Origin of the sequence: Mucilaginibacter aquariorum (assembly GCF_024498135.1) — a bacterium.
GTDB lineage: Bacteria > Bacteroidota > Bacteroidia > Sphingobacteriales > Sphingobacteriaceae > Mucilaginibacter > Mucilaginibacter aquariorum.
On record NZ_JANHOH010000005.1, the window covers coordinates 52570 to 63931 of the forward strand.

Annotated in this window: 7 protein-coding genes; 2 read left to right on the plus strand and 5 right to left on the minus strand. The window is 47.8% G+C overall.

Translation table 11 applies throughout. The features are described 5' to 3' along the window. Window positions 1–2 precede the first annotated feature (2 nt). The 3 genes from NPE20_RS18030 to NPE20_RS18040 all read right to left on the minus strand — a co-directional run bounded on the left by NPE20_RS18030 (window position 3) and on the right by NPE20_RS18040 (window position 2820). A complete protein-coding gene (locus NPE20_RS18030; RefSeq protein ID WP_256540088.1) occupies window positions 3–875 on the minus strand; it encodes an ABC transporter ATP-binding protein in 873 nt (290 codons plus the stop codon). 455 nt (window positions 876–1330) lie between these two features. Next, complete coding sequence (locus tag NPE20_RS18035; RefSeq protein WP_256540089.1) at window positions 1331–2086, minus strand: DUF4846 domain-containing protein; 756 nt, start codon at window positions 2084–2086, stop codon at window positions 1331–1333. After that, window positions 2083–2820 (minus strand): M23 family metallopeptidase, encoded by a 738-nt coding sequence (locus NPE20_RS18040; RefSeq protein ID WP_256540090.1) that lies wholly within the window; start codon window positions 2818–2820, stop codon window positions 2083–2085. The genes NPE20_RS18035 and NPE20_RS18040 overlap by 4 nt, the downstream gene beginning before the upstream one ends. 64 nt (window positions 2821–2884) lie before the next feature. Here NPE20_RS18040 and NPE20_RS18045 point away from each other — a divergent pair, with 64 nt between their 5' ends. Beyond that, window positions 2885–3481: a hypothetical protein gene (locus tag NPE20_RS18045; protein ID WP_256540091.1), complete on the plus strand. Its 597-nt coding sequence runs from the start codon at window positions 2885–2887 to the stop codon at window positions 3479–3481. A 274-nt stretch (window positions 3482–3755) separates the two neighbouring features. Here NPE20_RS18045 and NPE20_RS18050 read toward each other — a convergent pair whose 3' ends face one another. Both NPE20_RS18050 and NPE20_RS18055 read right to left on the minus strand, forming a co-directional pair. Next, a complete protein-coding gene (locus tag NPE20_RS18050; protein WP_256540092.1) occupies window positions 3756–7679 on the minus strand; it encodes a methylmalonyl-CoA mutase family protein in 3924 nt (1307 codons plus the stop codon). Window positions 7680–7742: 63 nt separating this feature from the next. Then, window positions 7743–9470: an LIC_10190 family membrane protein gene (locus NPE20_RS18055; protein ID WP_256540093.1), complete on the minus strand. Its 1728-nt coding sequence runs from the start codon at window positions 9468–9470 to the stop codon at window positions 7743–7745. A 1309-nt stretch (window positions 9471–10779) separates the two neighbouring features. On the opposite strand from NPE20_RS18055, the gene NPE20_RS18060 reads away from it, so the two are divergent. Then, the gene (locus NPE20_RS18060) at window positions 10780–11157 is read left to right on the plus strand and encodes a hypothetical protein (RefSeq protein ID WP_256540094.1); all 378 of its coding nucleotides are present in this window, start codon (window positions 10780–10782) and stop codon (window positions 11155–11157) included. The last annotated feature ends 205 nt before the right edge of the window (window positions 11158–11362 follow it).

Here is an 11362-nt window from a genome sequence, read left to right on the forward strand (position 1 = left end):
GCTTAGGCGTTGTTTTGGGTTAAAAACAAGTAAGCATCCTCTAACGTAGCTTTAACAGGGGCAGATGATGGGGCTGCATGCGCATCGTTACTAATGTAGCGCGTTTTTATCCGGTCGTTTTGGCGGGCTGTGTCAATTACCTTGTACCGGTTTTTAAATTCGGTAAGGTTGTTATTCTCTAAAAATATCTCAAAGATCTGGCCATCGGCTTGTTTTATAATATCCTGCTGATAACCTTTGGTGATCAGCTTGCCACCCTGCATAATAGCAACCTCATCGGCAATGGTCTCAATATCTGATACGATGTGTGATGACAGGATGATGATGCAATCCTGCGCCAGGTCGGCAATCAGTTGCCTAAACCGCATCCGCTCTTCGGGATCGAGGCCTACAGTGGGTTCATCAAAAATTAAAACTTTAGGGTCGTTAAGCAGGGCCTGGGCTATGCCTATGCGTTGTTTCATCCCACCAGAGTAGGTACCAATGGGCCTTTTGGCATCTGCGGTAAGGTTAACACCTTCCAGCAATACATCGATACGCTTGCGCAGGCCGGGGCCGCCGACACCTTTCATGGCGGCTATATATTCTAAAAACTCGTAAGCATTAAGGTTGGGGTACACACCAAAATCCTGCGGCAGGTAGCCCAATACCCGGCGTATGGCATCGGGGTGTTGCACAATATCGGTGCCATCTAAAAACAAACTACCCTGTGTAGGCTTGCTGATAGTGGCGATAAGCTTCATCAGGGTTGATTTACCAGCCCCGTTTGGGCCAAGCAAACCCAATATCCCCTTATTTATGGTGATGGAGTAATTGCTTAAGGCGGTTTTTTGTGCGTTATATTGTTTGGAAAGGTTGGTTATTTCTAAGGCCATGTGGAGGTTGTATGGTGGCTATGACATGCATATCGCCACCAATGTTACACAAAAAAGGAAATAAGGCCTAATGGCAGAATTAGGAGGGATTTAGCTTGTCCGTCCGCTTAGGTATACGGGAAGTTTGGACAGTGCGGACAGGTAATTAAATGTTCCTGCGGAGCAAAGACTCTTTTGCGTTATGGATTGGAGCGGATACCGGCCATGTGGCTAATGCCTGCGCAGTATGAGCGCAAAGCCCGGGCCGCAGGTAACGCCATTAACAATCCATCATGGCAAATTTATTTCGGCACTTCACATGCAGGGTACTTGTCCCGAGAGATCCTGAAACAAGTTTAGGATGACCAAACTCGTAACGTCATGCCGAATTTATTTCGGCACCTCACATGCAGGGGTGCTTGTCCCGAGAGATCCTGAAACAAGTTCAGGATGACGGTTTCTCTTGATTCCTGACTCTAAAATCTTTTCAGATACTTCGCGTCTACCAGTTCCCCGTAGGGTACTTCGGCAACTGTACCCAGGCTAAACCACGGGGAACCATCTTCCAGTACCTGTATGTTTTGAGCGGGCATAAAGCTTTGCGCCAAAAGGAACTGCTTTTTATGGGCGCTATTCTCGGTAACATCCATCACTATAAAACAATGGCCCGGCGAGCCGCCCTTAATAAATACATCGCCGGCTTTAATATCGTTAGGGTTAGTAACCGGTTTTAATTCTTTTTGGAGCGATAACGTACCGGCGTAGGAAAATACAAGGTTCATGTACCGTAAAAAATTGGGGTAGCTGTAATCTTTTTTGCCTTTAAGCACCCAACGATCATTGGCGTAGCGATAGCCATCGGCATAGTGGATATAATCGCATTTAAAGCCGCTGGTAAAGTTAAAGGCTATGGCCTTATAGTTTTTCTGCTGATACAGGTACTCGGCACGCAGGCGCATAACGGCGTCGGCACATTGTTGCAGGTCCTGGCTGCCAATGCTCATATCAATAACCGCGGCGGTGTAAAGATCAGTGCGGGCAATACTACCTGTGTAAGTTTTGGTATGGGTGCCCGCGGGCTTAAGCGTTAACGATTGCAGGTAAGCCCCAAAGCTGCCCGGTGCAACGGCAACATGCGTATAGCCTGCTGATGGTTTAAAGCGGGTGTGTACATTATCCGCAGGGGTAAATGCCGTTAATGCAAGCAATATAAATGCTAAAATACTCTTCATTTTTTTGTTGATTTAACCAGTTGTTGGTAAGGGTTAAAAGGTACCGGCAGCCCGTTTACTATCCTGAATGCCGAAAAGTGCAAATGCGTTGGCGAGCGTTTTTTGTAGGCGTTAAGCCCGGTACGACCTACTTCGGCAATTTTTTGGCCTTGTTTTACTTCATCGCCCGGTTGTACAAATATGGCGCGATTGTGGGCATAGTAACTAAATATGCCCGCCGAAGGATGGTACACCCAAATGAATTTACCGCCCCTTAAGGCGCTTGCAGGTTCCCAATCGTTGCTGCAGGAAACCACAATGCCATCTGACACGACCAGTACATCAACCGGTTTAAGGCTGCGGTCGTCAATGCCGTCCTGATTTTTATCATTGATGAAAATATCATGAGCGGGATGAGCGCTGTGTTTGTTGCCATCTAAATAATTATAACCTTTATCGTTATAGCCATTGCCGTTTGTGCCGCCAATAGCGCTGGTTTTATAACCTTTAAGCGGGAATACCCAGGGCTGATTTGCAAAAGTTAACTGGCTTCTGTTGAAGTAAGCGCTGTATATGGCGGCCTTTAATTCAATCAGTTCTGCTTTAAATTGCTTTGCCGCATCTGCCCGTTTAATGGTTCCGTTAAGTACGCGGTTATTAAGCTCGTTTATTTTTTGACAGATAGATTTTACATCTTGTGCAAAGGCGGGGATAGTAAATAACGCGATTGCGAATATCAGCAGCAGTTTCTTCATAATTGGTGTTTAAATTTATGGAAAAGCAGAGTGGGATGCAATTTTTCATCACTATATTACACTCATGAAAAAAAACCTTATCGCCCTTGTTTTACTGTTTGCTATGTCATTTGGGTTGAAAGCACAATCGATAACAACAGATGAAGAGTGGGGTAAATTAATAGGATTTCTTTCGGCTGAGCAATGGGACGGGGCAAACAGCCTGTCATTGCAGTTTTTAAAAAGGATACCTGATGCCAATAAAGATGGGAATGAAGCGGCGGTTTTAAGATATATGTATATTTATTCGGAAGCCGGCCTAATGAATGAACAAAAGGTAACAAAGGCAGAGGCACAAAAAAAGGTATCTGCTCATGTTGGGCACAGGGTGGTATTAGCTTCTCACCCCATAACTTCAAAAGAAGGATTTAACAGCATACAATTAGTAAATGATAAAACCGATACCCTGATGGTATCGGCCGCGAATAGAAAGGCTACGCAGATATTCAGCTTTGAATATATTTTACCTAAAAAAGCTTTTCCGTTGGATGAATTTAAAAGCAATGAAGGCAAAGTGTATGAGGTAATAGGCCGTATAAAATCGATAAATGTGGAAGGTAATATGTTTCCGCGGTTTAAAATATTTATTGATGAGGCAGAAATAAGCCCGAGAGAACAGTAGTGTTGTCCGTCCGCTTAGGTATACGGAAAGTTTGGACAGTGCGGACAGGTAATTAAATGTTCCTACAGAGCAAATTCGCGTTGGAGCAGATACCGGCCATGTGGCTAATGCCTGTGCAGTATGAGCGTAAAGCCCGGGCCGAAGGTAACGCCATTAGCAATACGTCATGCCGAATTTATTTCGGCATCTCACATGCACAGGTACTCGCCCCGAGAGATCCTGAAACAAGTTCAGGATGACGGTTTTTCTTGATTCTTGACTCTAAAAGTCTCTACTACATATTCCTTCTATACTGCCCGCCAACCGCATACAGCGCGTTGCTTATTTGCCCTAAGCTGCAATACTTGCAGGCCTGCATCAGCGCCTCAAAGATGTTATCGCCGGCTATGGCACGCTGCTGCAATTCTTTCAACAGTTCAGGTGCATGCTCTTCGTTCCGTTGCTGAAACAGGTGCAGGGCCGCTATCTGGAACTGCTTTTCCTCCTCGGTAGCACGGATCACTTCGGATGGTACAATGGTAGGCGACCCCTTTTTGTTAAGAAAAGTATTTACGCCGATGATAGGGTATTCGCCGGTATGTTTCAAAGTTTCATAGTAAAGCGATTCTTCCTGGATCTTGCTGCGCTGATACATGGTTTCCATAGCGCCCAGTACACCGCCACGGTCGTTTATAGCTTTAAACTCGGTTAGCACAGCCTGCTCTACCAGGTCAGTTAGTTCTTCTATAATGAAAGCGCCTTGTATAGGGTTTTCGTTTTTAGCCAAACCAAGCTCACGGTTAATGATGAGCTGTATAGCCATCGCCCTGCGTACCGATTCTTCGGTTGGGGTGGTGATGGCCTCATCGTAAGCGTTGGTGTGCAACGAATTACAGTTATCGTAAATGGCATACAAAGCCTGCAATGTGGTACGGATATCGTTAAAGTCGATCTCCTGCGCGTGCAACGAGCGCCCGCTGGTTTGTATATGATATTTAAGCTTCTGTGAGCGATCGTTCCCCTTATACTTGTTCTTGATAGCTTTGGCCCAAATGCGCCTTGCTACGCGGCCTATAACGCTATATTCAGGGTCGATGCCGTTGCTAAAGAAGAAGGAAAGGTTGGGCGCGAAATCGTCGATATGCATGCCCCGGCTTAGGTAATACTCTACATAAGTAAAACCATTGCTTAGGGTAAAGGCCAACTGCGTAATAGGGTTGGCGCCCGCTTCGGCAATATGGTAGCCCGATATAGATACCGAGTAAAAATTCCTAACCTTTTGATTAATAAAATACTGCTGGATATCGCCCATCATCCGCAGGGCAAATTCGGTGCTGAAGATGCAGGTGTTTTGTGCCTGATCTTCCTTTAAAATATCGGCCTGTACGGTACCACGCACGGTGGCAATAGCATAGGTGCGGATCTTCTCGTAAACATCCGCAGGTAAAACCTGATCGCCGGTTAAGCCGAGGAGCATTAAGCCGAGGCCGTTGTTGCCTATTGGCAGTGAAGAAGCCCCCTCTAAATCTCCCCCGATAGGGGAGACTTTCCTTTCTGGTTCATTTTCTGATGACGCCTTTGCGTACACATTCCTTTCAGGTTGCTTATCTAATACCGACTTAATACTATTTACTACACTCGAAACATCGCCTATCACTGCTTCGTTTGTAAAGCGTATCACTTCAAAACCGTAATAGTTAAGCACTGTCGTTCTTACTTCATCCTGCTCTTTATTAAAGTCGTGATATTTTCCATCGACTTCAATCACCAACCCTTTATTTAAACATACAAAATCAGCGATGTAGCCGTCAATGGCATGCTGTCTTCTGATCTTGTAACCGGTTTGTTTATTTCTTAAAAATTGCCAAAGAATGTTTTCTGCTTCGGTGGGGTTTTGGCGATGCTCAAGCGAATTAGTTTTTAAAATCTCCCAGATAGTAATATCAGCTGTCTCAAACTTCTCCTTCGCTAATGCTTCCTGCTCCCTCTCCTTCGGAGAGGGCTGGGGAGAGGCCCCCTGGTACCTCGGCCTCACCAATCCCTTATCATCATACAGCTCCTTATACTTAGCCTCTACCAAATGTTCCAGCTTATTTTCGGTGATGTATTTTTCGCATTGCTGATCTATGGCGGCGTTCATGAAGAAACCCAGCAGCATAGGGGCAGGGCCGTTAATGGTCATGGATACCGATGTACTGGCATGGCAAAGGTCAAACCCCGAATACAGTTTCTTGGCATCATCCAGCGTGGCTATGCTTACGCCCGAGTTACCTATTTTACCGTAGATATCCGGCCTTTCGTGCGGGTCTTCACCGTAAAGGGTAACCGAATCAAACGCGGTAGACAACCTGTGCGCCGGCTGACCAAGCGATACATAATGGAAACGTTTGTTCGTCCGTTCGGGACCACCCTCTCCGGCAAACATGCGGGTTGGATCTTCACCCTCACGCTTCAGCGGGAATACACCTGCAGCGTATGGGAATTCGCCCGGTACATTTTCGGTAAGCAGCCAACGCAAAATATCGCCCCATGCCTCGTATTTTGGCAACGAGATCTTAGGCACCTTCAGTTGCGAAAGCGAGGTATAGTACAAAGGCAGTTTTATCTCTTTATCGCGTACTTTGTAAATGAAGTTTTCGGCTTTGTATTTGGCAACCGTTTCGGGCCATTCCTTTAACAGACGTTTGCAATCGGCATGCAGGTGGTCTTCCAGGTGGGTGTAAATATCTTGTAGAGACGCGATACTTCGCGTCTTAAATTCCTGTGCATCGGCGGCCTGCATGGCGGGAGACGCAAGGGGTTGCGTCTCTACGGTTTCAATGGTCCCCTTAACATTAAACATCTGCTGGGCAATCTTACACTGCTCGTTCACCCAATTGGTATAGGCCACGCTGCTTTCAGCGATCTCTGCCAGGTACCTTATCCTATCAGGAGGTATAATATAGATCTTCTCCGATTCGCCTTGTTCCCCCGCACTTCGCACCCCATTCTTCGCACCCTCAAACAGATCCACCCCCGTTTTCGCCTTAACGGTTTTCATGAGGGCGGTAAACAGGGTGTTCATGCCCGGGTCGTTAAACTGCGATGCCATGGTGCCGTAAACAGGCAGGTCATCATCCTTGGCATCAAAAAGCATATGGTTGCGCTTGTATTGCTTGCGCACATCGCGTATGGCATCTAAAGCGCCTCGTTTATCAAATTTATTAAGGGCTACCAGGTCGGCAAAATCCAGCATGTCAATTTTCTCTAACTGGGTTGCCGCGCCAAACTCGGGAGTCATTACGTAGAGGGATAGGTCGCAGTAATCGGTTATCATCGTGTCGGATTGACCGATACCTGATGTTTCTACGATCACCATATCGTAACCAGCCGCTTTGCAAATATCAATAGCTTCCTGCACGTGACCGCTTAAGGCTAAATTAGCCTGACGTGTTGCCAGCGAACGCATATACACCCGCGGATTATTAATGGCATTCATGCGGATCCTGTCGCCCAATAAGGCACCGCCTGTTTTACGTTTACTGGGGTCAACCGAGATAATGGCTAAGGTTTTATCCGTCTCCATCAAAAAGCGCCTAACTATCTCATCTACCAGGCTGGATTTACCTGAGCCACCTGTGCCGGTAATGCCGAGGACGGGTGTGTGGAGCGAGGATTGAGGATCGGGGAGCGTGGATTTGGAGTTGAGGAATGGTGTATGGTTACCTGCTTCTGCTGCCGAAATATGGCGGGCTATCTGTTTTATCTTATCCGCACCCGCACCTAATTCCGACTCCGCTACCGAAAAATCGCACTGCATCATCATGTCGTTTATCATACCCTGCAAGCCCATGGTGCGGCCGTCATCGGGCGAGTAGATCTTACTGATGCCGTAGGCCTGCAACTCGGCAATTTCCTGCGGAAGGAAAACCCCGCCGCCACCGCCGAAGATCTTGATATGCCCCGCGCCACGCTCGGCCAGCAGGTCGTGCATGTATTTAAAATACTCTACGTGGCCGCCCTGATAACTGGTAAGGGCAATGCCCTGCACATCCTCCTGTATAGCGCAATTCACCACTTCATCTACACTGCGGTTATGGCCCAGGTGTATCACCTCGGCACCTGTGCTCTGCAAAATGCGGCGCATAATGTTGATGGTAGCGTCGTGCCCGTCAAATAACGAGGCAGCGGTAACAAAGCGAATTTTGAACTTAGATTTATAAGGAGCGATGCTTTCCATGCAGGCGGATAATTGATAAAGCACAAAATTAATCAATTTGCAGAACTATGCATGCATAGTTTTTTAATGTGCCGGTGGCTCGTTGTTTTTAGCAGGATGCGCTAATTTAAAGCCATCCTTAATAGTGCTGCCACGCAGGGTTAACGAGCTATCGGGATGCACCGAGCAAGGGATGGTGCAGTCGCCTATGTCCCAGTTATCAGATGTGGCGCTGTTTACCACCACGTTTATTTTTAAGCCCGATCTGGTTACAAACACGTTGCTTTTTATAGGCCGCACATCCCCCAGCGGGGTAATATCTGTATTAAAATTACGAATGATGATAAGTAAACAGCAAACCGAAATAAAGGCCGGGAAAAACCTGGTGTACTTAACATTGGTATTGCTAATAAGATAAGCCAGCGGCGCCAACCCAAGCGCCCAAAAGGTAAACACCGCGAAGCGGATATCGGGCGCGGTTACCAGCCAAAAAACAATGGCGATAAACAGCGGTGTCAGTACATAATATAGTTTGGCGGCGTTTATCCGTTTAATGCGCAGTATTATACCAACCCCTATCGCCAACAGCAGCGGCACCATAAAGCCAAAGGTAGTGGCCATCCTTTTTATCCAGCCGGGTATCCACGTGTAGGTGTAGGCGGCATCAATACCTGGCTGCCCGTGCAGGTGGGTACGGGCAAAACCTTTTACATAGGCCATAAAAAGCTCCAACTCTCTGGCGGGCATTTTCCAGTCGACCGGTAGCGGGAACATGGTTACGGGGAAAGCGATATATCCGCTGGAGATACCGCCCCTTATCACCCATGGCACCAATAAAAACAGGCCAAATGCAAGCGCTGTTAATATGCTGCCCGCTTTGTAAAGCTTGTTTGCAACCAGCAGCCATATCAGCACCACGGCGGCGCCCAGGGCAACGCCAATAAAGCTAAACTTCATTACAATGCCCAGCAGGCAGTAAAAGGCCAGCAAAAATATATCCCCGAAGGTTATCTTTTTGCTTTCGATACAGGCAATAATATCCGAGATGAGTTTAAAGGTGAGTAGGTTAATGAATACATCGGGCGTAGGGCTGCTTAGGTTTTGCACGCCGATGTTGATACACAACGGCAAAAACAACAGTTGGAACAGCGCATAAAAGCTCAGCTTTTGTTTACCCTGCAGGCAGGCGGCGTTTCGGTACACAATTTCGGTGCATATAACCAAAGCCAGTAAGCCATTGGCAGCACAGGCACCGCGGTAATGTCCCCATAGGGCATCTAAAAACGCTGGGTATAAAAAGTACGACTGGTTAAGCCCCAAATAGGTAAATACATTGCCCATGCCCGGTGTTACAGGGTAACTGCCCAGCCACTTAATGGTGTAGAAATGGTAAACCAGCGTATCAAAAATATAGCTGTTATCCAAATTGCTTAAAATTAGGAACAGGAAGATGACCACCCACAACACGCCCGCAAGCAACCCCGGTTTGCCAAAGCCCGACCGCCAATGCCTTAAGCCCCAAACCCCATAAGCAGCCACCGGCAACAGGCATAACCACGCCAGGCTGTTAACGGGTAAAAACAAGTTCCATACTTGTAAAAACAGGATGGTGATGCCAAGTCCGTACCAAAACCCGGTGAACAGGCTGCCGGCCAGCACGCCCTTTTGTTTGCCAAAAGGCATACAGGCCAAACCAACGCCGGTAATAAATACGAAGGCCAACAGCCAAAAAAATGGTAAGATAAGTGCCTGGGTAACCAATTGGGTATTTTTAGCTAAGATGGAGTATTTTTTTAATACGCACCATGTCATTTCAAACGGGGTACGAGGAGAAATCTTTTACACCATGCCTCCCACCAACCCGTCATGCCGAATTTATTTCGGCACCTCTCATGCTAAGTGTGCGCTATTAATTCCGCCGCTCGTCGCCCGCCTCACCACCATGTCATTTCGAACGAGGTACGAGGAGAAATCTTGTTCGAGCAGTAAGTAGGCAATGTATCGGCACCGCTATTAATTTCGCCGCTCGTCGCCGCGGAGGCTCCTTCTTTTGTCTTGATACAAAAGAAGCAAAAAATCAAGTCATAGCGATGCTTCCACCCGCCCTGCCGGTTCTTAACGCTTTTTCTGGATGTCTCGCTGCGCTCGCATCACTCGAAAAAGCTAAACCGTCATTCCCGCCATACACCCGGCCCGCCGCTATGACAGGCCAACGCATTCAGAATACCCCCGCGCTCTTCGAAAAGGTTAGCGTTCCATTCCCTCCCACGGGAGGGGCGCGGCTGCCACTGCGCACAAAGGCAGGGAGGGGTTTCACCGCCCAACTTCACCGCCCAACTTCACCGCCACTCCAAGCCCCCACAAGCAGAACGTTAGCTACCTAAATGCGGCATTGGCGTGTTGCGGGTAGCACAAGCCCTTCCACAGCACAACCTTTAATAGCGACACGACGCAGCCGCGACTTTTCTTTGGTTACTTTCTTTTGGGAGAAAAGAAAGTGACAACCACAGGCCAAACAGCAAGTACTACCACTTCCTAACAGGGCACTGTAAAAGGTTTGTGCTTTTAATGAACGTTAGTCTGCTCATAGCCGCGGAGGCTCTTACTTTTTCCTTGATGAAAAAGTAACAAAAAATCAAGACAAAAAAATCCTTCCCCGCACAGGCCTTTACCCATCGGCCCCGGTTTTTTGTCGGCCCCCCGCTCTTCGATAAGTTTAGCGGGGTGCGGCTGTTATGGTGAGCTTGTCGAACCAGGAGCGCGAAGGCAGGGAGGGGTTTCACCACCCCACTTCACCACCACCCCAGTCCCCACAAACGGAACGTTAGTTACCTGATGCGGCATTGGCGTGTTGCGGTAGCACAGACCCTGCCACAGCAGAACCTTTAATAGCGACACGACGCAGCCGCGACTTTTCTTTGGTTCGTTTCTTTTGAGAGAAAAGAAATGAACATCCACAGGCCAAACAGCAAGCACAACCACTCCCTAACAAGGCACTAACGTTCGCAAAGGCAGCGAGGGCCTCACCACCCAACAATGCAACAAAATCACTACAAAACCCCCATTAAACCTTGCCGGCTCAAACCCGTCATACCGATATCTAAAAACACACCATATCACCATGAGAAAACTAATCTTGCTGACCGCCCTGTTTGCGCTGCCTTACTTCAGCTTTGCACAAACCGACAGCACCGCGCTAACCAATAACACCAGCTATGTGCCTGCCGAAAAATACTGTGTAGTAAACCCCTCACGCGGCCTTTTCGCAACCAAAATAAGCCTCGAAGTTGATTACGGACAAGACCCAACCGGCGACAACCGACTGCGCGATACCGACGGCAAAGAAATTAAATTTAACAGCCTTGCCGACGCCCTAAACTACATGGCCAACCAGGGATGGGTATTTGTAAACGCTTTCCAGGCAGATGGCAGCACCTTCAGTTACCTTTTGCGCCGCCCCACACCGAGGCCGGTTATAATAGCGGGCAGCAGCCGTTAAGCCTCTAATGGTTCGCCCGTATCACAGACGTGCATCCCAATAAACTAATGAACCACTGAACTAATGAACCATAGAAAAGCAAAGGCAGTGGTGCTTGGGTTGAGGTAGCCCCGCTATCCGCTATACGAGGTATACGCTGCTATCGGGTTTAGGGGTGTGGGTTAACTGGTAGTTAATTGAAAAACAGGTATTTATACGGTTGTGT